26 protein-coding genes and 3 tRNA genes are annotated in these 26,120 nt (G+C 70.9%); 13 read left to right on the plus strand and 16 right to left on the minus strand.

Annotated elements, in window-relative coordinates; translation table 11 throughout:
- Window positions 1-57: 57 nt before the first annotated feature.
- On the plus strand, window positions 58-309 hold the full coding sequence (locus ACYVGD_RS13445) for an AMP-binding enzyme (RefSeq protein ID WP_460744289.1): 252 nt from the start codon (window positions 58-60) through the stop codon (window positions 307-309).
- 140 nt (window positions 310-449) lie between these two features.
- Here the strand turns inward: ACYVGD_RS13445 and treZ are convergent, their stop codons facing one another.
- The 8 genes from treZ to ACYVGD_RS13485 all read right to left on the minus strand — a co-directional run bounded on the left by treZ (window position 450) and on the right by ACYVGD_RS13485 (window position 5,061).
- A complete protein-coding gene (gene treZ, locus ACYVGD_RS13450; protein WP_460744290.1) occupies window positions 450-2,252 on the minus strand; it encodes a malto-oligosyltrehalose trehalohydrolase in 1,803 nt (600 codons plus the stop codon).
- 26 nt (window positions 2,253-2,278) lie between these two features.
- Window positions 2,279-3,340, minus strand: a complete 1,062-nt coding sequence (locus ACYVGD_RS13455; protein ID WP_460744291.1) for a UDP-N-acetylmuramate dehydrogenase — start codon at window positions 3,338-3,340, stop codon at window positions 2,279-2,281.
- Window positions 3,337-3,711, minus strand: coding sequence for a MaoC/PaaZ C-terminal domain-containing protein (locus ACYVGD_RS13460; protein ID WP_460744292.1), 375 nt, complete (start codon window positions 3,709-3,711; stop codon window positions 3,337-3,339). The genes ACYVGD_RS13455 and ACYVGD_RS13460 overlap by 4 nt, the downstream gene beginning before the upstream one ends.
- The gene (locus tag ACYVGD_RS13465; RefSeq protein ID WP_460744293.1) at window positions 3,708-4,136 is read right to left on the minus strand and encodes an FAS1-like dehydratase domain-containing protein; all 429 of its coding nucleotides are present in this window, start codon (window positions 4,134-4,136) and stop codon (window positions 3,708-3,710) included. The genes ACYVGD_RS13460 and ACYVGD_RS13465 overlap by 4 nt, the downstream gene beginning before the upstream one ends.
- Before the next feature lie 235 nt (window positions 4,137-4,371).
- Window positions 4,372-4,539: a 50S ribosomal protein L33 gene (gene rpmG / locus ACYVGD_RS13470; RefSeq protein WP_460744294.1), complete on the minus strand. Its 168-nt coding sequence runs from the start codon at window positions 4,537-4,539 to the stop codon at window positions 4,372-4,374.
- Window positions 4,540-4,601: 62 nt separating this feature from the next.
- Window positions 4,602-4,675, minus strand: a tRNA-Met gene (locus ACYVGD_RS13475).
- 37 nt (window positions 4,676-4,712) lie between these two features.
- A tRNA-Thr gene (locus ACYVGD_RS13480) sits at window positions 4,713-4,785 on the minus strand.
- A gap of 194 nt (window positions 4,786-4,979) precedes the next feature.
- A tRNA-Tyr gene (locus ACYVGD_RS13485) sits at window positions 4,980-5,061 on the minus strand.
- Window positions 5,062-5,241: 180 nt separating this feature from the next.
- Here ACYVGD_RS13485 and ACYVGD_RS13490 point away from each other — a divergent pair.
- Window positions 5,242-5,733: a YajQ family cyclic di-GMP-binding protein gene (locus ACYVGD_RS13490; protein WP_460744295.1), complete on the plus strand. Its 492-nt coding sequence runs from the start codon at window positions 5,242-5,244 to the stop codon at window positions 5,731-5,733.
- Between the two features lie 89 nt (window positions 5,734-5,822).
- Here ACYVGD_RS13490 and ACYVGD_RS13495 read toward each other — a convergent pair whose 3' ends face one another.
- From ACYVGD_RS13495 to ACYVGD_RS13510, 4 genes are read right to left on the minus strand one after another with little or no spacing between them, the layout of a single operon-like run.
- Window positions 5,823-6,443: a response regulator gene (locus ACYVGD_RS13495; protein WP_460744296.1), complete on the minus strand. Its 621-nt coding sequence runs from the start codon at window positions 6,441-6,443 to the stop codon at window positions 5,823-5,825.
- Window positions 6,440-7,555, minus strand: coding sequence for a sensor histidine kinase (locus ACYVGD_RS13500; RefSeq protein WP_460744297.1), 1,116 nt, complete (start codon window positions 7,553-7,555; stop codon window positions 6,440-6,442). The genes ACYVGD_RS13495 and ACYVGD_RS13500 overlap by 4 nt, the downstream gene beginning before the upstream one ends.
- A 10-nt stretch (window positions 7,556-7,565) precedes the next feature.
- On the minus strand, window positions 7,566-8,387 hold the full coding sequence (locus ACYVGD_RS13505) for an ABC transporter permease (RefSeq protein ID WP_460744298.1): 822 nt from the start codon (window positions 8,385-8,387) through the stop codon (window positions 7,566-7,568).
- A gap of 11 nt (window positions 8,388-8,398) precedes the next feature.
- Window positions 8,399-9,271: an ABC transporter ATP-binding protein gene (locus ACYVGD_RS13510; RefSeq protein WP_460744299.1), complete on the minus strand. Its 873-nt coding sequence runs from the start codon at window positions 9,269-9,271 to the stop codon at window positions 8,399-8,401.
- 350 nt (window positions 9,272-9,621) lie between these two features.
- Between ACYVGD_RS13510 and ACYVGD_RS13515 the strand changes: the two genes are divergently transcribed.
- The 3 genes from ACYVGD_RS13515 (at window position 9,622) to ACYVGD_RS13525 (ending at window position 13,022) form a co-directional block, all read left to right on the plus strand.
- Window positions 9,622-11,070: a carboxyl transferase domain-containing protein gene (locus tag ACYVGD_RS13515; RefSeq protein ID WP_460744300.1), complete on the plus strand. Its 1,449-nt coding sequence runs from the start codon at window positions 9,622-9,624 to the stop codon at window positions 11,068-11,070.
- A 120-nt stretch (window positions 11,071-11,190) separates the two neighbouring features.
- Window positions 11,191-12,009 carry an exodeoxyribonuclease III gene (locus ACYVGD_RS13520; RefSeq protein WP_460744301.1) on the plus strand — a complete coding sequence of 273 codons (819 nt, stop codon included), beginning with the start codon at window positions 11,191-11,193 and terminating at the stop codon, window positions 12,007-12,009.
- A complete protein-coding gene (locus ACYVGD_RS13525) occupies window positions 12,006-13,022 on the plus strand; it encodes an enoyl-CoA hydratase/isomerase family protein (RefSeq protein WP_460744302.1) in 1,017 nt (338 codons plus the stop codon). The genes ACYVGD_RS13520 and ACYVGD_RS13525 overlap by 4 nt, the downstream gene beginning before the upstream one ends.
- A 9-nt stretch (window positions 13,023-13,031) precedes the next feature.
- On the opposite strand, the gene mptB is transcribed toward ACYVGD_RS13525, so the two are convergent.
- The gene (mptB, locus tag ACYVGD_RS13530; protein ID WP_460744336.1) at window positions 13,032-14,537 is read right to left on the minus strand and encodes a polyprenol phosphomannose-dependent alpha 1,6 mannosyltransferase MptB; all 1,506 of its coding nucleotides are present in this window, start codon (window positions 14,535-14,537) and stop codon (window positions 13,032-13,034) included.
- A 115-nt stretch (window positions 14,538-14,652) separates the two neighbouring features.
- Between mptB and ACYVGD_RS13535 the strand changes: the two genes are divergently transcribed.
- Entirely contained in the window at window positions 14,653-16,614 is a 1,962-nt protein-coding gene (locus ACYVGD_RS13535) for an amylosucrase (protein ID WP_460744303.1), read from the plus strand.
- Window positions 16,615-16,682: 68 nt separating this feature from the next.
- Here the strand turns inward: ACYVGD_RS13535 and ACYVGD_RS13540 are convergent, their stop codons facing one another.
- From ACYVGD_RS13540 to ACYVGD_RS13550, 3 genes are read right to left on the minus strand one after another with little or no spacing between them, the layout of a single operon-like run.
- Window positions 16,683-17,069: a 4Fe-4S binding protein gene (locus tag ACYVGD_RS13540; RefSeq protein WP_460744304.1), complete on the minus strand. Its 387-nt coding sequence runs from the start codon at window positions 17,067-17,069 to the stop codon at window positions 16,683-16,685.
- A complete protein-coding gene (locus tag ACYVGD_RS13545) occupies window positions 17,066-17,599 on the minus strand; it encodes an NADH-quinone oxidoreductase subunit C (RefSeq protein ID WP_460744305.1) in 534 nt (177 codons plus the stop codon). Before ACYVGD_RS13545 ends, ACYVGD_RS13540 begins: the two co-directional genes overlap by 4 nt.
- Window positions 17,596-17,982 carry an NADH-quinone oxidoreductase subunit B gene (locus tag ACYVGD_RS13550; RefSeq protein ID WP_460744306.1) on the minus strand — a complete coding sequence of 129 codons (387 nt, stop codon included), beginning with the start codon at window positions 17,980-17,982 and terminating at the stop codon, window positions 17,596-17,598. Before ACYVGD_RS13550 ends, ACYVGD_RS13545 begins: the two co-directional genes overlap by 4 nt.
- 54 nt (window positions 17,983-18,036) lie before the next feature.
- Here ACYVGD_RS13550 and ACYVGD_RS13555 point away from each other — a divergent pair, with 54 nt between their 5' ends.
- The 7 genes from ACYVGD_RS13555 to ACYVGD_RS13585 all read left to right on the plus strand — a co-directional run bounded on the left by ACYVGD_RS13555 (window position 18,037) and on the right by ACYVGD_RS13585 (window position 26,110).
- Window positions 18,037-18,486 carry a MarR family winged helix-turn-helix transcriptional regulator gene (locus ACYVGD_RS13555; protein ID WP_460744307.1) on the plus strand — a complete coding sequence of 150 codons (450 nt, stop codon included), beginning with the start codon at window positions 18,037-18,039 and terminating at the stop codon, window positions 18,484-18,486.
- Window positions 18,483-19,727, plus strand: a complete 1,245-nt coding sequence (locus ACYVGD_RS13560) for an MFS transporter (protein WP_460744308.1) — start codon at window positions 18,483-18,485, stop codon at window positions 19,725-19,727. The genes ACYVGD_RS13555 and ACYVGD_RS13560 overlap by 4 nt, the downstream gene beginning before the upstream one ends.
- Before the next feature lie 167 nt (window positions 19,728-19,894).
- A complete protein-coding gene (locus ACYVGD_RS13565) occupies window positions 19,895-21,769 on the plus strand; it encodes a 2-oxoacid:acceptor oxidoreductase subunit alpha (RefSeq protein WP_460744337.1) in 1,875 nt (624 codons plus the stop codon).
- The gene (locus tag ACYVGD_RS13570; RefSeq protein ID WP_460744309.1) at window positions 21,766-22,860 is read left to right on the plus strand and encodes a 2-oxoacid:ferredoxin oxidoreductase subunit beta; all 1,095 of its coding nucleotides are present in this window, start codon (window positions 21,766-21,768) and stop codon (window positions 22,858-22,860) included. The genes ACYVGD_RS13565 and ACYVGD_RS13570 overlap by 4 nt, the downstream gene beginning before the upstream one ends.
- Before the next feature lie 26 nt (window positions 22,861-22,886).
- Window positions 22,887-23,837, plus strand: coding sequence for an EamA family transporter RarD (gene rarD / locus ACYVGD_RS13575; RefSeq protein ID WP_460744310.1), 951 nt, complete (start codon window positions 22,887-22,889; stop codon window positions 23,835-23,837).
- Window positions 23,838-23,890: 53 nt separating this feature from the next.
- Entirely contained in the window at window positions 23,891-24,991 is a 1,101-nt protein-coding gene (locus ACYVGD_RS13580; protein ID WP_460744311.1) for a hypothetical protein, read from the plus strand.
- 75 nt (window positions 24,992-25,066) lie between these two features.
- Entirely contained in the window at window positions 25,067-26,110 is a 1,044-nt protein-coding gene (locus ACYVGD_RS13585) for a hypothetical protein (protein ID WP_460744312.1), read from the plus strand.
- Window positions 26,111-26,120: the final 10 nt, after the last annotated feature.

Consider the following 26,120-nt stretch of genomic DNA (forward strand, 5'->3'; position numbering starts at 1 on the left):
ACCTCGACGCCTACCCCGAGACCGACGCGCCACCCCCGCGACCCACCCTCGATTGGGATGAGCCAGATCATCTACACCCATCCCGACGTGGTCGAGGCCGCAGTCCTCGGCATCCCCGACCCCGAGGTCGGCGAGGAGATCGGCGCGCTCGTCAGCGTGCGCGAGGGTTCAACGCTCACCCCGGAGGAGCTTCGTGACTGGGTGAAGGAGCAGGTCGCCGCGTACAAGTACCCGCGCAAGGTGAAGTTCGGCACCCTGCCCAAGGGCCCGACGGGCAAGATCCTCAAGCGCGAGATCCAGTTCCAGTAGTCCTGGCTCGCGCTGCGCCCCCCTGTCGTCGTCGCAGTCGTCATCGCCCCGCGGTGATTCACGCACTTGGTGACGTGGATCAACGCGGGGCTCGGCTGTGGAAGGCCTCCCTCGGAGAACAGATGAGAGCGCGGGCCTCACTACTTGAGGTCGGCGTCAGCGAGGCTCAGCAGGGCGAACGAATAGGGACCCATGTTGAGCGTGTGCTGGTCACCGTCGGCGGTGATGTCAAGGTCGCCGCGGGAGTAGAGCGTCTCGGACGGGCCCTCGAGCGGGACGGTCGCGCCGTCGTCGCCGAGGTTGACGACGATGGACAGCCGCTCGCCGCGCTGGACCATGAACCAGCGGTCTTCGGTGTCGTGCTCGACGGTGACCCACTGGAAGCGGGGGTCGGTGAGCTCAGGGTGGGTGCGTCGCTGGACGAGCAGCTCCTTGTAGAGCTGGAAGAGCTCGGCGTGGGAGCCTTGGTCGACCTCGTCCCAGTTGAGCATCGAGCCGGTGAACGTCGACTCGTCCTGGGGGTCGGGGACCTCGACGTCACCCCACTCCATCTTGGCGAACTCCTCGAGGCGTCCCTTGGAGACGGCCTCGCCGAGCTCGGGCTCGGGGTGGGAGGTGAAGAAGGCCCACGGGGTGGACGCGCCCCACTCCTCGCCCATGAAGATCATCGGCGTGCACGGGCCGAGCAGGATGAGAGCGGCGGCGATGGCGAGCTGGTCGGTGGTCAGGGTGGCGGACAGGCGGCGGCCGTCAGCACGGTTGCCGATCTGGTCGTGATTGTCGGAGCACACGACCAGGCGCCAGGTGAGCGTACGCGTGGTGTCGACGGGGCGGCCGTGGCGACGTCCGCGGAAGGTGGAGATCGTGCCGTCGTGGAAGAAGCCCGTCTCGAAGACCTTGCCGAGGGCGTCCATCGTGGCGAAGTCGGCGTAGTAGCCCGACGAGTCGCCGGTGAGGTTGGCCAGGAGCGCGTGGTGGAAGTCGTCGGACCACTGGGCGGTGATGCCGTATCCACCGGCCTCGCGCGGGGTGATCATGCGTGGGTCGTTGAGGTCGGACTCGGCGATCAGCGACAGCGGGCGCCCGAGGAATGTCGACAGGACGTCGACCTCCTCCGACATCTCCTCGAGGATGTGGACGGCGCGTGCGTCGACGAGGGCGTGGACGGCGTCGAGGCGGAGGCCGTCGACGTGGAAGTCGCGCAGCCACGAGACGGCGTTGTCGATGATGTATTTGCGGACCTCGTCGGACTCCTCGCCGTCGAGGTTGATCGCCGCCCCCCACGGGTTCTGGACGCCTTCCTGGAGGTAGGGGGCGAACGCGGGCAGGTAGTTGCCGGACGGCCCCAGGTGGTTGTAGACGACGTCCTGGATGACGGCGAGCCCGCGCTGGTGGCAGGCGTCGACGAAGCGCATGTAGGCCTCGGGGCCGCCGTACGCGTGGTGGACCGCGTACCAGTCGACGCCGTCGTAGCCCCACCCGTGCTCCCCGTTGAACTCGTTGACCGGCATCAGCTCGACGAAGTCGATGCCGAGCTCGACGAGGTGGTCGAGGCGCTCGATGGCCGAGTCGAGCGTGCCGCCTTTCCCGTCGGGGCCGGGGGTGAACGTGCCGACGTGCATCTCGTAGATCACGCCGCCGGCCAGCTGGCGGCCCGTCCAGTTGTCGTCGCCCCAGGCGTACGCGCTGCGGTCGAACGTGCGCGACAGGCCATGGGGGCCGTCGGGCTGCCAGCGCGTACGCGGGTCGGGGAGCACGTCATCGGAGCCGTCGAGAAGGTAGCCGTAGTCGATGCCCGTGGTGAACAGGCGCTCGGGCAGCTCGTCGGAACGCCACCAGCCGTCGTCACCGCGACTGAGCGGGAATTTCTCCCCGTCGGCGAGGAGCGTGACGGCGTCGCGCCGCGGCGCCCAGACGTCGAAGCTGATCTGAGGGCGGGTCATGGGTCCTCCTGGTCTGGGACGGGTGGTCAGAGCTCGATGCCGACCAGCACGGGCTCGGGGACGAGAGTGATGCCGAAGCGGTCGCGTACGCCGTCGCGGACCTCACGGGCGAGGGCGACGACGTCGGTGGCCGACGCGCGGCCGCGGTTGGTGAGCGCCAGCGTGTGCTTGGTGGACAGGGTCGCGGGACGGCCCTCGCCGTAGCCCTTCGTGAAGCCGGCGTGGTCGATGAGCCAGGCCGCCGACATCTTCACCAGGCCGTCACCGGCCGGGTAGCGCGGTGCGTCGTCCGGCAGCGTGGCGGCCACGTCGGTCGGGACGATGGGGTTGGTGAAAAAGGAGCCGGCGCTCCACGTGTCGTGGTCGGCGGGGTCGAGCACCATACCCTTGCCTCGGCGCAGGCCGAGGACGGCCTTCCGCACGTCGAGCGCGGGCGCGCGCTCCCCCACCTCGACGCCGAGGGTGCGGGCGAGCTCCGCGTACTTCACCGGGGCCGACAGCTCGCCGAGCCGTAGCTGGAACTCGACGCCCAGGACGACGTAGCGGCCGGGCTCGGCCTTGAAGCGGGAGTGGCGGTAGGCGAAGCCGCAGTCGGCAGCAGCGAACGTACGCACCGCCTTGTCGTGGCGGTCGTAGGTGCGGACACGGGCGATGGTCTCGGCGACCTCCGCCCCGTAGGCGCCGACGTTCTGGATGGGCGAGGCGCCGACGAGGCCCGGAATGCCGGACAGCGCCTCGAGCCCGACCCAGCCCTGGGCCAGCGTGTGGGCGACGAGGTTGTCCCACGGCTCGCCCGCGGCAACCTTGATTGATGCACCGGAGCACGTGGACACGTCGGCGGTGATCCCACGGGTGGCGACGAGCACGACGATGCCGTCGAAGCCCGCGTCGCCGACGAGCAGGTTGGAGCCTCCGCCGAGCACCAGAACGGGCACCCCCGCGGCATCGGCCTCGACCACGATGTCGACGAGGTGTTGTTCGGAGCCGGCCACCACGAGATTCTTGATGGGGCCGCCGACGCGCATCGTTGTGTAGGTCGCCAGCATCGGCCCGAGGTGGTCGGGTATCGCGCACGAGTCATCAGTCATGCGAGCACCTCCGCCCGGCCCTTGCCGACAGTCGTGTCACCGCACGTCGCCACGATGGTCAGCGGCGTCGCCCCGTCGGCGGGTTCTCCGGCCGTCGCGGTCACCACGACCTCGACACCATCCTCGTCGTCGGGGACCGGGACGGGCTTCGTGAACCGGAACGAGCACGCCCGGACCTTCGCCGGGTCGCCGGCGTGGGTGGTGGCGGCGCGCATCGCGACGCCCATCGTGAGCATGCCGTGGGCTATCACCGAGTCGAGGCCCAGCGCGTGGGCGTAGTGGTCGGAGAAGTGGATCTGGTTGAAGTCGCCGGACGCGCCGGCGTAGCGCACCAACTGTTGGCGGGTGAAGCGCATGCGGATCTCGGTCACGAGGCGTCCTCCTCACGGGTGTGGAACACCTGGGTCGTGGCGGTGCACACGCGCTCGCCGTCGGTGGTGTCGATGTCGACATCGAGGGTGATCATGTCGACCTGGCCCCGCGTACGCACGTTGGCTATGCGCGTGGTCGCAACGACCTCGTCGCCGGCCCGCAGGGGACGCACGTGGGCGAACGACTGCTCGACGTGGATCGTGCGGTTGAGAGCCAGACCGAGCTCGGCGTCGGCGAAGACCTGCTGCCAGGCGTCGGAGGCCACGACGATCGCGAAGGTCGGCGGCGCGATCGGCTCGCGTCCGCCGTAGGCCGGGCCGTCGTCACCGAGCGCCGCCGCGAACTCGGCGATCTTGCTGCGCGTCACGGCGTACGGCTCTCCCGGCGGGTAGACCCGGCCGATGTGGTCGTTCGTGATGGGCATGGCGCCCAACCTACCGTGACCGACCGACATGTCCGCGCTCACGCATGGGCGTCGGAACCGTCCTCGCAGGCTCGACATCCTCCGGTAGGGGGCCCTGCGGGCCACGACGGCGACGGCGCTTGGGTCACCGGCTTCGGTTTCGATCGGCTGACTTGCAGCACGTTGACGAGAGGCGGGCAGGACGCAGAACGGCCGCCCCTTCCGGGGCGGCCGTTGCAGGTGTTCGTGGGACTCGTCAGCGGGTCTCGCGGTGAGCCGTGTGGGAGTGGCACTTCGGGCAGAACTTCTTCAGCTCGAGACGATCCGGATCGTTTCGACGGTTCTTCTTGGTGATGTAGTTGCGGTCCTTGCACTCGGTGCACGCCAGGGTGATCTTGGGGCGTACGTCAGAGCTCTTGGCCATCTCGGATCCTCGTTCGGTTGACTGTCTTCGGTGTGGGACGTGCCTGCGGGAAGGCACTTTTGTAGCGAGAGAGGGATTCGAACCCTCGACCTCACGATTATGAGTCGTGCGCTCTCACCAACTGAGCTACCTCGCCATGATCCTCGACGGCGGTCGTGCCCGACAAAGATCAGAGCCCCCAAGCAGAATCGAACTGCTGACCTTCTCCTTACCATGGAGACGCTCTGCCTACTGAGCTATAGGGGCCTGGCACCCTTCGGTGCCGACGAGTAAAGGTACACGGCCCGGTGATGCGTACGCAAATCCCGCTGTCGGACCACAAGGGACCGCGCATCGGAGGCGTACGCGGGCCGGCGTACGCACCGCCACCGGTCCACACGACACCCCGCGCGACCGACGAACGACAAGGGGCCCCGGATCTCTCCGGGACCCCTGGTCGGTGGCAGGTGCAGGATTCGAACCTGCGAAGGCAAAGCCGACGGATTTACAGTCCGCTCCCATTGGCCGCTCGGGCAACCTGCCGTGCGTTGTTCACGCGAGGAAGGACTCTAGCGGGTCCACGCCGACCGGAGCAATTTCGTTCGATCCCGGTCCCCGCGCGTACGCGGCTGAGCCCGCTCACCCCACCCGGGATACCCCTGCGGCGCGACGTCCGGTGACTGGCAGGATGGCCCGTACGCACCATCTGAGAGGACACACGCCATGGCATCCGAGAGCTCGTTCGACGTCGTCAGCAAGGTCGACCGCCAGGAGGTGGACAACGCGCTCAACCAAGCCGCGAAGGAGGTCTCCCAGCGCTTCGACTTCAAGGGCACCGACTCATCGATCAAGTGGTCGGGCGAGACCATCGCGATGGAGGGCAACTCCGAGGAGAAGGTCAAGCAGATCTGGGACGTCTTCCAGTCGAAGCTGGTCAAGCGCGGCGTCTCCCTGAAGGCCGTCAAGGCCAACGACCCGCACGTCAGCGGCAAGATGTGGAAGATGGAGGCCTCGACCGAGGAGGGCATCTCGCAGGAGAACGCCAAGAAGGTCTCCAAGCTCGTCCGCGACGAGGGCCCGAAGGGCGTCAAGTGCCAGATCCAGGGCGACGAGCTGCGCATCTCGTCGAAGTCGCGCGACGACCTGCAGGCCGTGCAGCGCCTCATCAAGGAGGCCGACTACGACTTCGCGGTGCAGTTCACCAACTACCGCTGACCGCTGTCCGCGCAGCAGCTCCTGACCTCCAACGGCCAGCAACAGACCTCGCGAGGGCATGATGGCACGCCCGGGAGGGCCCGGCTCGGCTACAGCCAGCCGTTGTCGGTGGCCGTACGCAGGGCCTCGGCCCTGTTGCGGGCGCCGAGCTTGCCGATGGCGCTGGAGAGGTAGTTGCGGACGGTGCCCTCGCTGAGGTGGACCCGGCGGGCGATGTCGGCGGTGGACGTGCCGCCGGTGGCGGCGGCCAGCACCGCGGCCTCCTGGGTCGACAGCGGGGACGGCCCCATCGACAGCGACGCCGCGGCGAGGTCGGGGTCGACGACGCGCAGGCCCGAGGCCACGCGGCGGATGCCGTCGAGGAGCTGGTCGGCGGGGGCGTCCTTGACCATGAAGCCCACCGCGCCGGCCTCCAGCGCCCGTCGCAGGTAGCCGGCACGGCCGAACGTGGTCACCACCACGACGCGGGCGTCGGGCGCCACGCGTCGCAGGTCCGGCAGCACGTCCAGGCCGTCGGCGACGGCGAGACCGCCCGCCGGCATCTGCACGTCGAGCAGGACGACGTCGGGAAGGGCGCCGCCGCTCACGTCGACCACCTCCGCGGACGTGGCCGCCTGCCCGACGACCTCGAGGTCGTCCTCGAGGTCGATCATCGCGGCCAGTGCCGTCCGGATCATGGCCTGATCGTCGGCCACCACCACGCGGATCATCGTTCCTCCCCCATCTCGGCGCGGACGCGGGTGCCGCGACCGCTCGACCCCACCAGCAGCCGGCCGCCCGCGTCCTCGACGCGCCGCTGCAGGCCAGCCAGGCCCGTCCGCTGCTCCGAGCGGATGCCACGCCCGTCGTCGACGACCTCCACGGTGTCGGCGGTCGCCGTGATCGTGCACGAGGTCGCGCCGGCGTGGCGTACGACGTTCGTGACGGCCTCCCGCACCACGTAGCCGAACAGCTCCGAGCGCGCGTCGTCGAGCACCGGCACCGCCGACGGCGCGGCGCACTCGACGCCCGCCGCCTCCAGCACCGACCGGGCCGACGCCACCTCGGTGGCAAGCCGCACCTCACGCATGCCCGATGCGGTCGCACGCACGTCGGCCAGCGCCTGGCGCGCGACGCCGGCGAGCGCGGTCACCTGCTCGCGCGCGGCGTCGTCGTCGCGGCCCACCAGCCGTGCCACGAGGTCGGCCTGCACGGCGATGGTCGTCAGCGAGTGGCCGAGGATGTCGTGGAGGTCGCGGCCGATGCGCTCGCGCTCGGCGGCGACGGCCAGGACCGCCGACCGCTCCTCGGCACGCCGCTGGGCCTCCCGCGCCTGGTCGGCGTCCAGGCCCGCACCGATCGACCAGCCCAGCGCCAGGCCCATCAGCGCCATGATGACGCCGAACGTGTTGCGGTCGGCCACCGCCGACGCGAGACCGGCGAGCGAGAGCACGACGATGACGATGCGGGCGCGCCGCCACCGGATCAGGGAGGCGGTGACGACCGTGGCGTACGGCGTGTAGTACTCCGGACGCGAGTCCCACCCCGTCGCCAGCGACAGGAGCAGGATGGACGCGCACATCGCCGCCACCCACGTCCACCGTCGGCCCTCGCCCCAGTGGGCGACGACGGTCGCCCCGAGGAACAGGACCAGGACGACGAGGGTCGCCGCGAGCACGAGCAGCAACCTGACCGTCCCGAAGTCGGCGAACAGCAGCGGGATGAGCGCGAAGGAGGCGCTGGGGACGAAGTAGCCCGCGCCCTGGGCCCGCGCGCGGCGGTACCAGGGCAGGTCGTCGACGTCCGGGCGGTGGACGGGCGCCGGATGGGCTGTGGTGGTCACGGGTTTCCTGTCAGCGACGGGAGGAGCGTACGGCCCGACCGTAGCCCAGCGCGCCGACGACGATCAGGCCGACGGTCCAGCAGCCGATGACGAGCACGCCGCGCCACGGGAAGGCACCGCCACCGATCGGCCACACACCCAGCTGACCGGCCCAGTAGGACGGCAGCAGCCGCCCCACCGTCTGCATGACCGCGGGCATCATGTCGAGCGGGAACCACAGGCCGCCGACCATCGACAGCGCGAGCATCGTCAGGGTCGTCGCCGCCCCGGCGGCGGTGGGCCGCAGCCACAGCCCGAGCACCAGGCCCAGCAGGACCATCGGCAGCAGCGCGAGCGTGATCAGGACGAAGGACACGGCCCAGGTCGACAGGGGCAGGCGTACGCCCCTCAGCGCACCGGCGACGAAGACGATGCCGATGGCGGGCAGGACGACGCCCACGGCGGTGACGATCTTGCCGACGACGAACTGCGCGGGGGTGAGGCCGGTCAGCATCAGCTGACGGAACCAGCCGGTCGTGCGCTCGGTCTGGATCTGGTTGCCCGCGCTCATCGCGGCGCCCAGGCCGCCGTAGGTCGCCATCGTCGCCATCATGATCGCGGCCACGGGCGTGCCGTTGTCCGACATCTCGTGACCGTAGATGCCGGCGAAGAACAGGTAGATCGAGACCGGCATCGCCAGCACGAACGCGATGAACGACCAGTCGCGCAGTACCAGACCCAGGCTGGCGATCGTGTAGTGGGCGAGGATGCGAGGGCTGCCCGCGGGCGCGAACCGTTCGGGCGTACGCGGGCCCGCGGCGCTCTCGGCGGGCTTCTCGGTCGTGGTGGTCATGTCTGGTCCTCTCAGGCGACGAGCTCGAGGAACGCGTCCTCGAGGGTGGGGGCGGTGACGACGACGTCGCGGACGTCGTCGTGGGCGAGCAGGGCGCGCAGGGTGGCGTCGGAGTCGGCACAGCTCAGCAGCCAGCCGGCCGCGTCCCTGGCGGCGCTGACGACGCCGGGCAGGTCGGCGTACGCGCGGTCTGGTCCGGTGAAGCGGATGTGGCGGCCGCCGACGACGGCCTTGATGTGGGCGCCGGTGCCGTCGGCGACGACGCGGCCGGCGTTCATCACGACGATGCGGTCGGCGAAGGCGTCGGCCTCGTCGAGGTAGTGGGTGGCGAAGACGACGGTCCGTCCGCCGTCGGCGAGATCGTCCATCGTCGCCCAGAAGCTACGGCGGGCGTCGACGTCCATGCCCACGGTCGGCTCATCGAGGATCAGCAGGCGCGGGTCGCCCATGATCGCCAGCGCGAACCGCAGCCGCTGGGCCTGACCGCCGGACAGCTTGCCCACCTGGCTGCCCAGGATCGGCGCGAGGTCGGCACGCTCGACCACCTCGCCGAGCGGCCTCGGGTGGGCGTGCAGGCCGTGCACGAGGCCGAGCAGGACCTTCACCGTGGTGTCGGGCAGCAGCGCGCCGTTCTGAAGCATCGCCCCGCACCCGCCGCTGCGGACCGCGGCCTGCGCGCTGGTCCCGAGCACCGATACCCGTCCGTGGTCGGGCCGGGCCAGACCGAGGACCATCTCGGTGGTGGTCGACTTGCCGGCGCCGTTGGGGCCCAGCAGGGCGAGGATCTGTCCCGTCGGGACGGTCAGGTCGAGGGCGTCCACGGCGGTGACGGCGCCGTAGCGCCGGGTGACGTCGGCAAGGTCGATGGCGGGTGTGTCGTTCATGCCTCCAGCGTCGCCCGGCGGCGCCCGTGCGGGTCAGGCCCCGGCGTCACCGGTCCCGCGTGACATCTGTCATCCGTGGCATCTGGGTGCCGAACGGGTTCGCCCGGCGGAACGCGCACACCGGGCACAGGTCGGTGGTCCCGCCCTCGGGGGTGAAGCGGGCGCCGCAGCGCCCGCACGAGGTCACCCGCATGGTGGCGACAACCTGTAGTACTAACTGCTGTAGTGATCCACCACACTCCGCCGCGACGCCCCACCCGCCCCACCCCGCCGCACCCACCCACCGGACCCCGTTGACACCGATCCCGGAACCGGATTGGCTGGGCCAATCGACGACCAAGGAGGGTCCCATGTCCGAACGCCTCGGCGCCCGCGCGCTCATCGACCAAACGCTCGACGAGGGGTCGTGGCAGTCGTGGGACACCCCGGTCGACGTGTCGGACTTCAGCGAGGACTACCGCGCCACGCTGGCCCGCGCCGCTGAGCGCGCCGGCACCGACGAGGCCGTGATCACCGGCCGCGGCACGGTCGACGGCCTGCCGGTCGCGGTCATCGCGGGCGAGTTCCGCTTCCTCGGCGGCTCGATCGGCCACCGCACCGCCCGGCGCATCGAGGCTGGCGTACGCCGCGCCACCGCCGAGGGGCTGCCCCTGTTCGCCGCCACCTCGTCGGGCGGCACACGCATGCAGGAGGGTACGCCGGCGTTCGTCGAGATGGTCACGATCAGCCGGGCGATCGGCGAGCACAAGGCCGCGGGCCTGCCCTACCTGGTCTACCTGCGGCACCCGACGACCGGCGGTGTGTTCGCGTCGTGGGGATCGCTCGGGCACGTCTCGGTCGCCGAGCCCGGCTCGCTCATCGGGTTCCTCGGGCCGAAGGTCTACGAGGCCCTCAACGGCCGGAAGTTCCCCGAGGGCGTGCAGGTCGCCGAGAACCTCGTCGACAAGGGCGTGATCGACGCCGTCGTGCCGACCGACCAGCTCGCATCGGTCGCCGCGCGTGTGCTGCGCCTGCTCCACCCGGCGGCGCGTACGCACACCCCTGAGACGTCCAGGCTGACCGGCACCGAGGTCGTCGACGCCGCGGCCGAGACCGACGTCGACGTGTGGGACTCGGTGCTGCTCACGCGCTCGGCGGCGCGCCCCGGCGTACGCGAGCTGCTCCGGCACGCCGCTGACGACGTGATCCCGCTGTCGGGCACCGGCCACGGCGAGCACGACGCCGGCCTGCTGCTCGCGCTGGCGGCCTTTGACAACGTGCCGTGCATCGTCGTCGGTCAGGACCGCCGCTACCAGGCGGAGAAGTCGATGGGACCCGCTGCCCTGCGCTCGGCCCGGCGCGGCATGAAGCTCGCCGCCGAGCTGGGGCTCCCACTGGTCTCCGTCATCGACACCCCGGGCGCCGACCTGTCCGCCAACGCCGAGGAGGGCGCGCTCGCCGGCGAGATCGCCCGCTGCATCGCCGACATGACCGAGCTGCAGGTGCCCAGTGTGGCGCTCCTGCTCGGGCAGGGCTGCGGCGGCGGCGCGTTGGCGATCCTGCCGGCCCGTCGCGTCGTCGCCGCCGAGCACGCCTGGTTGTCACCGCTGCCACCGGAGGGCGCCTCGGTGATCCTGCACGACACCCCCGACCGCGCCCCGGAGATGACCCGTCAGCAGGGCATCTCGTCGCGCTCCCTGCTCGGTGCGGGCATCGTCCACCGGATCGTCGCCGAGGACGACACCGACGCCGACCCCGTGCGGTTCTGTCGGCGGATGGGTGCGGCCGCGGCCGCCGAACTCCGTCACCAGATGGCCTGAGCCAGGCGCATGGCCCCAGCGAGGCCGATCGCACGCACCGCGCGGCGACACGCCGACAGGAGTCGTCGCGGGGTCGCCGTGCGTGCGATCAACCACGGGGTCCTCGCTAGGGTTCCTGCCGTGAGAGTCGCAACCTTCAACGTCAACGGCATCCGCGCCGCCGAACGCCGCGGCTTCCGCCCGTGGCTGGACGCCGCCGACCTCGACGTCGTGGCCGTGCAGGAGGTCCGCTGCCCCGCCGACCTGGTCCCCGCCGGCGTCCACGAGGGCTACCACTGGTCCTACGACTCAGGCCAGATCGCAGGCCGCAACGGCGTGGCGATCATGTCACGCGCCGAGCCCATGGCGGTCCGCGCCGGCTTCGGCAACCGCGAGTTCGACCCCGAGGGCCGCTACCTCGAGGTCGACCTGCCCGGGGTGACCGTCGCCTCGCTGTACCTGCCCAAGGGCGGGACGCCGTTCGCCGACGAGGTCTCCGAGGCGCGCTTCCACCGCAAGCTGCGGTTCCTGGCCGCATTCCGCCGCCACCTCACGAAGGCACGCCGCGCCGCCGCCCGCGAGGGCCGAGAGTTCCTGGTCATGGGCGACTTCAACATCGCCCACACCGAGCTCGACCTCAAGGCGTGGAAGACCAACAAGAGGTCCGAGGGCTTCCTGCCCGAGGAGCGCGCGTGGTTCGGCGAGATCCTCACCCCGCGCACGCTCGTCGACGTCGTACGCCGGCTCCACCCCGACACCCCCGGCCCCTATTCGTGGTGGTCGTGGCGCGGCCAGTCGTGGGCCAACGACGCCGGCTGGCGCATCGACTACCACCTGGCCTCCCCCGCTCTGGCCGCCCGTGCGGTGCACGGTGGCACCATGAGGGCCGAGACCTACGAGGCCCGCATCTCCGACCACGCACCCGTGCTGGTCGAGTACGCCGACGAAGGAGCCGCATGACCATCGACGCCCTGCCCCTGGCCCCCGGACCGACGGGCACCGACGAGGTGCTGTTCGCCGTCGCCGACAACGTCGGCCACATCGTGCTGAACCGCCCGAAGGCCATCAACTCGCTCAGCACGGCGATGTGCCGGGCCGTGTCCGAGCGGCTCGCGGCCTGGGCCGACGACGACGAGGTCGCGGTGGTGCTGCTGCGCGGCGCAGGGCAGCGCGGCCTGTGCGCCGGCGGCGACGTGAAGGCCGTACGCCAGGCCCTGGTCGACGACCCCGCCTCGGCCGCGCCGGAGGAGTTCTTCACCACCGAGTACGCGATGAACGCCGACATCGCCGCGTTCGCCAAGCCGTACGTGGCGCACATGGACGGGGTCTGCATGGGCGGAGGCCTGGGCATCTCCGCCCACGGATCCCACCGCCTCGTCACCGCCGGGTCGAAGATCGCGATGCCCGAGACGATCATCGGCTTCTTCCCCGACGTCGGCATGCTCCACCTCCTCGCCCGCGCACCGGGTGAGACGGGTGCGCTCCTGGCGCTGACCGGGCGTACGGTCTCGGGCCTCGAGGCGATCGCCGCCGGCCTGGCCGACGCCGAGAGCGACGACCCCGAGGCGTACGCGGCCACGCTCGCCTCCGGCGTCGAGCCGCAGCCCGCGAACCAACCGGCGCCGACGCGTGACGCGTGGGTCGACGAGTGCTTCGCGGCCGACTCCGCCGCCGAGATCCTCGATCGCCTGCGCGGCCACGACGCCCCCGCCGCCCGGGAGGCCGCCGACCAGGTCGCCCAGCGGTCGCCGCTGTCAGTGGCCGTCACGCTGGCCGCGCTCCGTCGCGCCGAGACCATGACCCTCGACGAGGTGCTGGCCCAGGACCGCGTGATGGCGGCCCGTTTCTGCCGCGACTCCGACTTCGCCGAGGGCGTGCGCTGCCAGCTCGTCGACCGCGGCGACACCCCGCGCTGGAAGCACCGGTCGGTCGCCGACGTCACCGACGCGGAGGTCGCGGCCTTCTTCGGCTGACCCCGCTGGTCAGGGCCGGGGCCTGCGTCGGCCCGCGTAGTGGACGCGGTCGTGGCCCCAGATGACCCAGGCGAACGCGCAGGCGGCCGCGACGCCGAGGGCCAGCGCGTCGTTGCGCCACGAGAAGCTCACCGACGAATAGCTCAGCAGCAGGATCGTCATCCAGCACGACAGACGCATGAGCTGGGCCGACGGGCGGGCGAACACGAACACGACGGCGGGCCAGGAGAAGTACCAGGGGTGCAGGGCCGGGCTGCCGAGGATGATCGCGGTCCACGCGAAGCACAGGAACGCCAGCGGCTTCTGCGGGGCCTTGGTGACCAGGAACCACAGCACGACGAGCACGGTGACGACCATGGCGAACTGGCGGAACAGACGGACCACGCCGAGGCCGAGACGGTAATGGCCGGTCTCGTTGAGCACCCAACGGGTGATCTCACCCAGCAGCGTCGGCGGCGAGATGGTCGACACCATGCCGGGCACGTTGATGGCCTCGATCCAGCCGAAGCCCACGCCGCAGGCGAGCGAGATGAAGACGAACCCGATGACGGCCACGAGCGTGCCGAGCATGACGCGCCATGCGGCCTGCCACAGTCGTCCAAACCACGAGGCGGCGGCCCGGCGTACGGGCCATGCGAGAACGGCGACCGGCACGATCGCGATCACCGCGGGCATCTTCACCGCCGTCGCGGCGGCGACCATGAGGCAGCCCAGCAGGAAACGGCCGTTGACGGCGGCGAGCAGGCCGAGCGCGACGAAGCCGATCATCCAAGCGTCGTTGTGGGCGCCGCCGATGAGGTGGGTGATCGTCAGCGGGTTGACCAGGCCGAACCACATGGCCTTCTGCTCGTCGTAGCCGAGCCGGCGCGACACCTGCGGGACCATGATCGCCACCGCCACCATGCCGAGCCCGCACAGGAAGCGCATGCCGGCGGCCGACGACCAGTAGGGCGAGTGGCCCATCAGATCGACCATGAGGTGGGACAGCTGCAGGCTCAGCGGGCCGTAGGGGGCGCGGGTGAAGCGCCACACCTCGACGACCTGCTCGCCCCAGCGGTTGTTGAGCATGCCCGCGCCCATCTCGTACGGGTTGAGCCCGACGTGGATCATGTAACCCTCGGCTGCGTACGCGTAAGCGTCGTGCGAGAAGATCGGCGGCGCGAGCAGCATCGGGAACGCCCACAGGAAGAGCACGACGCGGAAGTCGACCCAGCGCTCGAGACGGTCGGGGCGCAGCTTCAGCCACGAGTCCATGATGAGGACGATGCCGACGAGGGTGACCAGCGTGCCCGGGATGGGCAGCACCCACTTGAAGCCCTCGAACATGCCCAGCACGTTCCACCACGGGCTGTTCTCGGGGAGGAACGCCGGGGTGAGGCTGCCGAGTGCGATGAGCAGCGTGCCGAGCATGCCGCGACGCACCTGGCGCACGGAGTAGGCCTCGACGAGCGCGCCGATGATGCGGTTGCGCTTGGTGGCTACCCAGATGAGGGGGCCGCGCGCCGCCTGTGGCATCAAGCTCACCGGCTCACCTCCCTGGTCTGGACACGTGCTGGGGCGAGCCTACGTGCTCCGGGCACACCTGCAGCCCTGCCGCGCCCCGGCCATCCCGGGTTGCAAGGATGTCCCCATGCACGACCTCGACACCGCCATCCTCGCCGCCCGCCGCTCCGCCCTGCTGGACGAGGTGGTCCGTCCCCTGAAGGGTCTCTACGGCGACCGGCCCGACTTCGCCGAGGTCGTGGAGCGGCTGCTCGCGACCGTCGAGGCCGCGTTCGCCGAGCGGCCGGCCGACCTGCGCGCGCTCGACGAACGCCGGCTGGTCACGCCGGACTGGTTCCAGCGCGAGGACATCATCGGCTACGTCGCGTACGCGGACCGCTTCGCCGGTTCCCTGAAGGGCGTGGCCGACCGGCTCGACCTCCTGGAGCAGCTGGGAGTGAGCTACCTGCACCTCATGCCGCTGCTGAAGCCCCGTGAGGGTGCCAACGACGGTGGGTACGCCGTGGCCGACTACCGCGAGGTCGATCCGCGGCTGGGCACGATGGCCGACCTGCGCGAGCTCGGCGCGACGCTGCGGTCGAAGGGCATGTCTCTGGTCGTCGACCTGGTGTGCAACCACACCGCCGCCGAGCACCCGTGGGCCCAGGCGGCACGGGCGGGTGACGAGCGCTACCGCGACTACTACTGGTTCTACGCCGACCGCGACGGGGTCGAGGGACCCGATGCCTGGGAGAAGACGCTGCCGGAGGTCTTCCCCGACTTCGCGCCGGGCAACTTCACGTGGCTCGACGACGCGGTGAACCCCGACGGCACGACCGGCTCGTGGGTGTGGACCACGTTCAACGAGTGGCAGTGGGACCTGAACTACCGCAACCCCGAGGTGCTGCGGGAGATGCTCGAGATCGTGCTCTTCCTCGCCAACCAGGGCGTCGAGGTCGTCCGGCTCGACGCGGTCGCCTTCATGTGGAAGCGGCTCGGCACGACCTGCCAGAACGAGCCGGAGGCCCACCTGATCCTGCAGGCGCTGCGCGCGCTGACGCGGATCGCCGCGCCGGGTCTGGTCCTGCTGGCGGAGGCCATCGTCTCCCCCGACGACCTCGTGCCCTACTTCGGCACCGGCCGCGCGACAGGTCGCGAGTGCGAGCTGGCGTACCACAACGTGCTGATGGTGACGCTGTGGTCGGCGCTGGCCGAGCAGAACGCGCGGCTCCTGGGGTCGGTCATCCGGTCGATGCCGGAGATCCCGGCGACGTCGGCGTGGCTGACGTACGCCCGGCTCCACGACGACATCGGCTGGGCCATCACCGACGAGGACGCCGCGCGCGTGGGCTACGACGGGTTCGCGCACCGGGCGTTCCTGTCGGACTTCTACTCCGGCGACTTCGACGGCTCCTGGGCCTCGGGCGAGGTGTTTCAGGCCAACCCGCGCACCGGCGACCGCCGCATCTCTGGTTCGCTGGCCTCGCTGGCGGGCCTCGAGCGGGCCCTCCTCGAGCCGGCCGGAGCCGGGCGCGACCGGCTCGTCGACCTCGCCGTACGCCGGATCGTGCTCCTGCACGCGCTGGTCCTGTCGTTCGGCGGCGTACCGCTGATCTACTCCGGCGACGAGATCGGCCTGCTGAACGACCGCTCCTACCTGGCCGACCCCGACCTGCGCGACGACAACCGGTGGATCCACCGCCCCAGGATGGACTGGGACGCCGCCGCCCGCCGGTTCGCGCCCGAAACCGTCGAGTGCCGGGTCTTCTCGGCGCTGGCGAACCTGGTGGAGGTACGCCGACGTACGCCGGCCTTCCACGCGTCGGCGCCGGCGGTTCCGGTCGAGACGGGCAACGACAAGGTGCTGGGGTTGCTGCGGCGCTCGCCGCGCGGGACCGTGCTGGTGCTGGCGAACATGTCGCCGGAGCCGTTCTCGATCGGCCTGCAGTCATCGGCCCACTTCACCCCCGGATCCCAGCTGCGCGACCTCGTGTCGGGCCACCCCGAGGAGCGGACGGTCCGCATGGCCGCCTACCAGGTGCGGTGGATGGCGGAGGTGCCCGCGGCGGAGACCCCCACTTCCCAGACCCCGGTGAGCGACATCCCCTAGACCGACCGTAGGTCGGTTGTCGCCGTGAGCTGTTCGCGGACTTGCCCGGAACCCGTGCCCGCCTGGCGTCAGGCCAGGTCCTCGACGCCGTGCACGAGCATGGCGAGCGAGTCGGCGGGCGGCACGTGGGGGCCGTTCCACTCGAGCGCGTCGAAGGGACACTCCTCGACGCAGATGCCGCAGTACATGCACAGCGACCAGTCGATCTCGAACCGGTCGAGGACGTTCTTGGTGCGCTCGCGCATCCCGCGGCCGGTCAGCTGGGCGGGGGCGTCGGGGTCGACCTCGGTGTGGGAGTCGATCTGGATGCACCACACCGGGCACTCGCGCGCGCAGATCATGCAGGAGGTGCACCTCTCCTCGATCAGGCGGATCTTGCCGTGGAGCCGCTCCTCGCCTTCGCCGCGGACGGCGTCGCTCGGAGGGCGAGGAGTGGCGCGGGTGGGGTCGGTCATCGCGTACGCCTCCTCACGCGGCCGCCGATCGCGCTGGCGGCCACCTCGGCGGGGTCGGCGGGGCCGGCCACCGGGTCGCGGTCACCCCAGACGGCCGGGTCGGGTACGCCGGGTGGGACCATCCGGCGCCGGCTGGGCGCGGCCTCGGACTCCCCCGGCTCCTTCGCCCCCGGCCAGCCCACGGCCGCGCGGGCGCCGAGCACCTCGCTCTTGAGCAGCGGGTGGGCGCCGAAGGCGCGCGACAGCAGCAGGGGCCTGTCGTCACCGCCGACGAACTCCACGCCGAACAGGTCGCGCAGCTCGCGCTCGGCCCAGGCCGCGCCGGCGTACACGTCGGCGACGGAGGCGACCGACGGGGAGGTACGCGGCGTGCGCGTCTCGACATGGCGGGCCTGACCGGTGGTGCGGTCGACCGCGCGCAGGACGATGCGCAGCTCGTCGGCGCGGCCGATCTCGTCGACGCAGTCGAGCCATTCGAACCAGGTGAAGCCGGCGGCGTGGAGGGCGGCGACCTCGTCGTGCCAGGTCATGCGGCGACCTCCGCACGAAGGCCGTCGAGCGCTTCGCGCAGCGCAGCGGGTGGCGGCGGGCAGCCGGGCACGAACACATCGACGCCCACGAGCTGGTCGACTCCCTTGGTGACCGCGTACGAGTCCCAGTAGGGGCCGCCCGAGCTGGCGCAGGCGCCGAACGAGACGACCTTCGCGCCGGGGCACGAGTCGACGATCTCGCGGACGACCGGGGCGAGCGCGTCGGTCACGGTGCCGGAGACCACGACCACCACGCGGTCGTCGGGGCGCAGGTCGGAGACCGTCAGCGAGCGGGCCGCCGCCTCGAGCTCGAGTACGCAGCACGCCAGCCCGATGTCGACCACGACGAGCGATCGGTCCCCGTACCAGTCCAGACAGCGCATGGGGCGAGCCTACCGAGATTGCAATTACATAGACATTCTATGTATATAGGGAGGGTGACCACCGACACACTCGCCACCGCGCTGATCACGACGTGCGCGCGCTTCACCCGCGGCGTACGCCACCGCACCTCGCCGGGCCGCTCCACCGCGACCTGGCGGGCGCTCGCCATCCTCGACGAGCACGGACCGCTTCGCGTCAGCGAGTTCGCCGCCCACGACCAGCTCACCCAACCGTCGGCCACCGCCATGCTGCGGCGGCTCCACGACGAGGGCCTGCTGACGCGTACGCCCGACCCTGCCGACGGGCGCGCCTCGCTCGTCGCGCTCAGCGACGCCGGCCACGAACAGCTCGGGTCGCGGCGCGCCGAGGGCGCCCGGGCGGTCGCACCCCTGCTCGACGGTCTCGACGACGACCAGCGCCGGCTGCTGGCGGACGCGATGACCCTGCTCACTGACCTCATGGACAGCCACGACGGCACCCGACCCGAAAGGACCGACGCTTGAGCGCCGACAACAACCTCTTCTCCCAGCCGAAGGCCGTGTGGGCCGTCGCATTTGCCTGCGTGACTGCCTTCATGGGCATCGGCCTGGTCGATCCCATCCTCCCGGCGATCAGCGCGTCGCTGCAGGCCAGCCCGTCGCAGGCGATGCTGTTGTTCACCAGCTATCTCCTGATCACCGGCATCGCAATGTTCTTCACCAGCTGGGTCTCGAGCAGGCTGGGTGCGAAGACGACGCTTCTGACGGGCCTGGTGCTCATCGTGATGTTCGCAGCGCTGGCCGGCACCTCGAGCAGCGTCACCCAGATCATCGGCCTGCGCGCGGGCTGGGGCCTGGGCAACGCCCTGTTCATCTCCACCGCGCTCGCCGCCATCGTGGGCTCGGCGTCCGGCGGCATCTCTGGCGCGATCATACTCTACGAGGCCGCGATGGGCATCGGCCTCGCCACCGGCCCGCTGCTCGGCGGCTTTCTCGGCGGCATCTCCTGGCGCGGACCCTTCTTCGGCACCGCCGTCCTCATGGCGATCGGGTTCGTGCTCATCGCCGTCCTGCTCCCCCGGACGCCCCGGCCCAGCGAGCGACTGTCGATCACCCGCTCGTTCCGGGCCCTCGGAAACCCCGCACTGCGGCTGCTCGCCGTCGCCGCCCTGTTCTACAACGCGGCCTTCTTCGCCCTGCTGGCCTACTCGCCGTTCCCGCTCGAGGACGCCGGCCGGGCGATGGGCGTCCGCATCGGCGCCCACGAGCTCGGCTACGTATTCTTCGGCTGGGGCCTGGCGGTCGCACTCACCTCGGTCTTCGTCGCCCCGCAGCTGATGCGCCGCCACGGGCGCACCACCGTCCTCCGCGCGACCCTGCTCTTCCTCGCCGTCGACCTGGCCTTCCTCGCCGTCGAGGTGCACTCCCTGATCGCCCTGGTCATCGGCATCGTCGTCGGCGGCCTGCTGCTGGGCATCCTCAACACCGTCTTCACCGAGGCGGTCATGGAGGCCACCGACCTCCCGCGCAGCATCGCCTCGTCGACCTACTCGGGCGTTCGCTTCATCGGCGGCGCCGTCTCGGCAGCCGTCGCCGGACCGCTCGCCGCCGCCTTCGGCGCCCCGACGCCCTATCTGGTGGGTGCGCTGTGCCTCGTCGTGTCATGCGGCGTGATCGCCCTGGGCCACGACCGGCTGCGTGTGATCGACGCCCACGAGGCCGACGATCTCGAGGACGCCATGGCCATCGGCACGGGCGACGCCTGACCGCGCCCCCGGTACCTGACCTGTGGGAAGCGGCGTACGCGGGCGGCCTTCCGGCAGGTCTGTAGACTGGCGAGAGCCCAGAATCGAAGAGAACTGAAAGAGGCGCCGTGCCCGTCCAGACCCTCGACCGAGTGGTCATCCGTTTCGCCGGCGATTCCGGCGACGGCATGCAGCTCACCGGAGACCGCTTCACCGCCGACTCCGCCACCTTCGGCAACGACATCTCGACCCTGCCGAACTTCCCGGCCGAGATCCGTGCCCCGCAGGGAACGCTGCCGGGAGTGTCGAGCTTCCAGCTCCACTTCGCCAACTACGACATCATGACGCCGGGCGACCGCCCCGACGTGCTCGTGGCGATGAACCCGGCGGCGCTCAAGGCCAACCTCAAGGACGTCCTGCCCGGCGGCTTGATCATCGCCGACACCGCGGAGTTCAACAGGCGCAATCTGGCGAAGGTCGGCTACGAGGCCAACCCGCTCGAGGACGACACACTCGAGGGCTACCAGCTCCACGCGCTCGACCTGTCCGGCATGACCGTCGCCGCGGTGACGCAGTTCGGGCTGACCCGCAAGGACGCCACCCGCGCCAAGAACATGTTCGCTCTGGGCCTGCTGTCGTGGCTGTACGGCCGCCCGACCGAGGGCACCATCCAGTTCCTCGGCGAGAAGTTCGCTGGCAAGCCCGAGATCCGCGACGCCAACATCACCGCGTTCAAGACCGGTTACGCGTTCGGCGAGACCACCGAGACGTTCGCCCACACCTACGAGGTCGCCCCCGCGGTGATGCCGCCGGGCACCTACCGCCAGATCTCCGGCAACGTCGCCACCGCGTACGGCCTCATCACCGGCGCCCGCAAGGCCGGCCTGGAGCTGTTCCTGGGCGCCTACCCGATCACACCGGCCTCCGATGTGCTCCACGAGCTCTCCAAGCACAAGCGCTTCGGCGTGACCGCGTTCCAGGCCGAAGACGAGATCGCCGCCGTCGGCGCCGCGCTCGGCGCGAGCTTCGCGGGCGCGCTCGGCGTCACCACCAGCTCGGGCCCCGGCATCGCGCTCAAGGCCGAGACGATCGGTCTGGGCGTCATGACCGAGATCCCGCTCGTCGTCGTCGACGTCCAGCGCGCCGGCCCCTCGACGGGCATGCCGACGAAGACCGAGCAGGCCGACCTGCTCCAGGTGATGTTCGGCCGCAACGGCGAGGCGCCCGTCCCCGTGCTCGCCGCCCAGTCGCCCAGCGACTGCTTCGACACCGCCATCGAGGCCGTCCGGTTCGCGGTGAAGTACCGTACGCCGGTGGTCATGCTGTCTGACGGCTACCTCGCGAACGGGGCCGAGCCGTGGCGTACGCCGTCGCTGGCCGACATCCCCGCGATCGATCCCGACTTCGCGACCGGGCCCAACGAGGGCGACACGTTCCTGCCCTACAAGCGCGACCCCGAGACGCTCGCCCGCCCGTGGGCCGTCCCCGGCACACCGGGGCTGGAACACCGCGTCGGCGGCATCGAAAAGGCCGAGGGCACCGGAGCGGTGTCCTACGACCCCGACAACCACGACCGCATGGTCCGCACCCGCCAGGCGAAGATCGACGGCATCGTCCGCGACATCCCCGACCTGGTGGTCGACGACCCGACCGGCGACGCGTCGGTCCTCGTGCTGGGTTGGGGCTCGACCTACGGCCCGATCACCGCGGCCGTGCGCCGCGTACGCACCGCCGGCGGCAAGGTCGCCCAGACCCACCTGCGCCACCTCAACCCGTTCCCCGCGAACCTGGGCGGGGTCCTGCGCCGCTACGACAAGGTGATCGTCCCCGAGATGAACCTCGGCCAGCTCGCGATGCTGCTGCGTGCGAAATATCTGGTCGACATCACCTCCTACAGCCGCGTACGCGGCCTGCCGATCTCGCTGGCCGAGCTCGCCGAGGACCTGCTGGCCGAGGTCGGCGTCTCCGGCGTACCCGCCGACCAGCTCACCGAGGAGCCCGAGCCCGACGGCTCGGAGCCCGTCACGCCCGAGTCCGCGGGCGACGAAGGAGCCGCACAGTGACCACGACCCCTGACCGTCCGGCCATCAACGGCCTCCGCGGCGTCCCGCTGGCCGTCGAGCCGCTGAACCGCAAGGACTTCACCACCGACCAGGAGGCACGCTGGTGCCCCGGCTGCGGTGACTACGCCGTGCTGGCCGCCTTCCAGTCGTTCATGCCCGAGATCGGCATCCGGCGCGAGAACACCGTCATCGTGTCGGGCATCGGCTGCTCCAGCCGCTTCCCCTACTACGTCGACTCCTACGGCATGCACTCGATCCACGGCCGCGCGCCCGCCATCGCCACCGGTGTCGCCACCGCGCGCGAGGACCTCGGCGTGTGGGTCGTCACCGGCGACGGCGATGCGCTGTCGATCGGCGGCAACCACCTCATCCACGCGCTGCGCCGCAACGTGAACCTGACGATCCTGCTGTTCAACAACCGGATCTACGGCCTCACCAAGGGCCAGTACTCGCCGACCTCCGAGGTCGGCAAGGTCACCAAGAGCTCGCCGATGGGTTCGCTCGACCACCCGTTCAACCCCGTGTCGGTCGCGCTGGGTGCGGAGGCCGGGTTCGTCGCCCGCACCATCGACTCCGACCGCAAGCACCTCACGTCGGTGCTGCGGGCCGCCGCCGAGCATCGTGGCGCGTCGCTGGTGGAGATCTACCAGAACTGCCCGATCTTCAACGACGGCGCGTTCGACGCCATCAAGGGCGCCGACACCGCCGAGTCGATCATCCCGCTGGTCCACGGCGAGCCGATCCGCTTCGGCACCCCCGGTGACGACGGCCTCGGACACCTCGGCGTGGTCCGCGAGCCCGACGGCCTGTTCGCGATCAAGGAGGTCGCCGAGGTCGGCGCCGACGCGGTGGTCGTCCACGACGCCCATCACCGCGACCCGGCGTACGCGTTCGGCCTGTCGCGCCTCACCGACGCCGGCGTGCTGCAGCGCTCCCCCATCGGCATCTTCCGCGACGTCGAGCGCCCCGCCTACGACGACCTCGCCCGTGAGCAGGTCGCCCAGGCCCGGGGTGACGACCCGACGGCCCACGACGCCGACGCGCTCCAGGCGCTGATCAACGGGCGCGACACGTGGACGGTCGTCGGCTGAGTCCACGGAGGCGTTAGCCTCGCGCCATGAGCGAGGCCACGCCGGACCAGCAGGCCCCCGGGGCCGACGGCCGAGGGGTCGCCGCCGCCGCGACGACCTATTTCATGTGGGGGCTGTTCCCGCTGTACTGGCCGCTGCTCGCGGCCTCGGGTGCCCTCGAGATCCTCGCCCACCGCGTCTTCTGGTCGGCGGCTCTCGGGGCGCTCCTGCTGGCCCTGTTCGCCCGCGGCTGGCGGACCAAGGTCCGCGACGGGCGCACCGTCTGGTTCGTGCTCGGCGCGGCCGTCGTCATCGGCATCAACTGGGGCGTCTACATCTGGGCGGTCAACAGCGGCCACGTCACCGAGACCGCGCTGGGCTACTACATCAACCCGATCATCAGCATCCTGCTCGGCGTGCTCTTCCTCGGCGAGCGTCTGGCGCCCGTCCAGTGGATGGCCGTCGCGCTGGCGTTCGTGGCGGTCGTCGTGCTCACGATGGACCTCGGCCGGCCGCCTTGGATCGCGCTCGCCCTCGCCTGCTCGTTCGGCACGTACGGCCTGCTCAAGAAGCGCGTACGCCTCAGCGCGATCGAGTCGTTCTCGCTGGAGTCGCTCGCACTGGCACTGCCCGCCGCCGCCTACCTGGGCTGGCTCGCCGCGCGGGGCCGCGGCGACCTGTTCCACGCCTCGCCGGCGTACCACCTGCTGCTGGTCTCGAGCGGCCTGGTGACCGCGGGGCCGCTCCTGCTGTTCGCGTGGGCCGCGCCGCGCATCCACCTGTCGACGATGGGGATGCTGCAGTACATCGCGCCAACCCTCCAGTTCGCGTGCGGCGTGTGGGTGTTCCGCGAGGCCATGCCGCCAGCGCGCTGGGCAGGTTTCGCGCTCGTATGGGCGGCGCTGGTGGTGCTGACGGCGTACGCATTGTCCCGCGCCTCCAGGCAGCGCCGCGCCAGGGTCGCGGCCCGCCCGTCCCCGGGCAGGACCAACGGTTAGGAACCTGTCGGTCAGGCCGGTTAGAGTTCGCCAAGACTTCTGGAAGGGGGTCCATGACCGAGCAGGAACGCAGTCCGTTCGCGCGTCCCGTGGACGAGCCGTACGCCGAGCCGGCGCGGCCGGCACGCGCCGCCGAACCGCTGCCGCAGCCCGAGACCGACCCCGTCGTCGACGACCTGCCGACGGTCGAGCGACACCGTTCGCGCGCTGGCGTGTGGGTGGCGCTCGTCGTCGCGCTGGCCGTCCTCGCGACGATCGCCGCCTTCGTCGTCCGGACCCTCATCGCCCCGAAGGCTACGCCTGCGGGCCCCCAGGAGGTGGCCGTGCGCTACCTCAACGCCATCGCCGCCGCCGACATCGCGACCGCCCAGGCCCAGTCGGCCATCCAGGTGACGTCGCCGTCGTTCACCCCCGAGTCGCTGCGCGCCTCCCAGCAGGCCGCGCCCATCACCGATGTGCGGGCCGAGGCGCTCAACGGTCAGGACGTCGTGCTGGCCTACAAGCTGGGCGGCAAGGACGTGCGCGGCACATTCCCGATGGTCCACGTCGCCGAGGGTTGGAAGGTCAAGCGCCCGACGGTGCGTACGCGCATCGCGCCCAGCCCCCAGATGATCCGCGTCGAGCTCGACAAGCAGCCGCTGACCGGCCAGGCCTACACCTACGACGTCGAGCTCGCCCCGGGCCAGCACCGGCTGTCGGTCGCAGAGGGTGCGTTCGTCGAGTTCCAGCAGCCGGAGATCGTCGTCACCGGGCTCATCGACAACCCCCAGATCAACGCGAAGACACAGACGACGAAGGCCTACCCGGCCGAGCTCAAGAAGCGCCTCCAAGACCGCGTCAACCAGTGCCTGGCCACCAAGGAGCTCGCCCCGAAAGGCTGCCCGTGGGCGTTCCGCGCCGCCGCCGGCGAGACGGTCGACCCGGCGTCGATCACCTACAAGATGGACGGCAACCCGTTCGCAGCCTTCAACGCCCCCGCACTCGGCACCGCCGACGCCATCGCGCGCGGCGAGGTGCGCTTCACGATCAAGGTGAACGGCAAGATCCGGACGGCCGGCGGTCGAGCAGGCACGATCTCCGACGAGAAACTCGTCATCGGCAAATACGAGGCCGACCTCGCCGACCCCCAGCTGCCCTTCATCTGGGCCTCGTGACCGCCCCGCGACCACGGGTCCGAGGCGAGCTGATCGCCATCTAGCCTAGGTGAGTCCCGACCCCCAGGAGTCCCCGTGACGATGCCCCGCTACGACAGCCGGTTCGCACCCGGCGGTTATGCGCCACCCCCTCCGCCGCCGCCCGCCCCGAAGCGCACGTCGATGCGCCTCGTGGGCCTGGCCGTCGGCGCCGTGGCGGTCGTCGCCCTCGCCGTGGTCGTCGCCCTCGCCCTGACCCTGGGGGCCGCGCCCAAGCCCGGCCCGAGCTCCCAGTCGAAGCCGGTCGACGCCGCCCTCGCGTTCATGGAGGCCGTCGCGTCCGGCGATGCCTCAGCCGCCCTGGCGCTCCAGGTCCACCAGCCGGCCGACCGCACCTTCCTGACCAAGGAGGCGCTGACGGAGTCGCGCAAGCTCGCCCCCATTACCGAGATCACCCCCGGCTCCCAGAGCGAGCAGGTCGCCGAGGTCAGCTTCAAGGTCGGCGGCGAGACGAAGCGGGGTCTGTTCCGGCCCGTTCGCCAGCCCGACGGCACCTACAAGATCGAGCGCGGCACCACCGTCGTCCAGGTCACCCGCCGCAAGGGCCTGCCCGTCCTCCTCGGCGGCATCGAGATGAAGTCCGGCGAGGCCGAGATCTTCCCCGGCGCCCACAGCATTACCACCGGCCTGCGCAACATCACGTACGCCGAGTCGCAGTTCACCGTCGCCGACTCCCAGTCGTTCCCGCGCATCGCCCCGGCCCCCCGCATCACCGAGGAGGGACGCACGGCTTTCGTCAACGCGGCGAAGGCCCAGCTGGAGGCCTGTCTGCAGGTCAAGCAGCTCACGCCGCCCGACTGCCCGCAGGTGGTCAAGCCGTCGGAGGGACAGAAGCCCGAGCTCGACACCATCCGGTGGAAGCTCGAGGGGCCCAACCCGCTCGACAACCTCCAGCCGCGCATCAGCGCCGCCGACGAGACCCAGGCCGAGGCCCAGACCTCGATGCGCATCAACGTGTCGGTGATGGTCTCCCAGAACGGCGTACGCGGTGAGTCGGCCAACACCTTCACGTTCGGCTCGACCGCTGTGGCGAAGATGACGACCGACGACGTGTTGGTCCGCTTCACCCGCGCCGCCTGAACCACGGCAC

Source organism: Mariniluteicoccus endophyticus, from assembly GCF_054780035.1.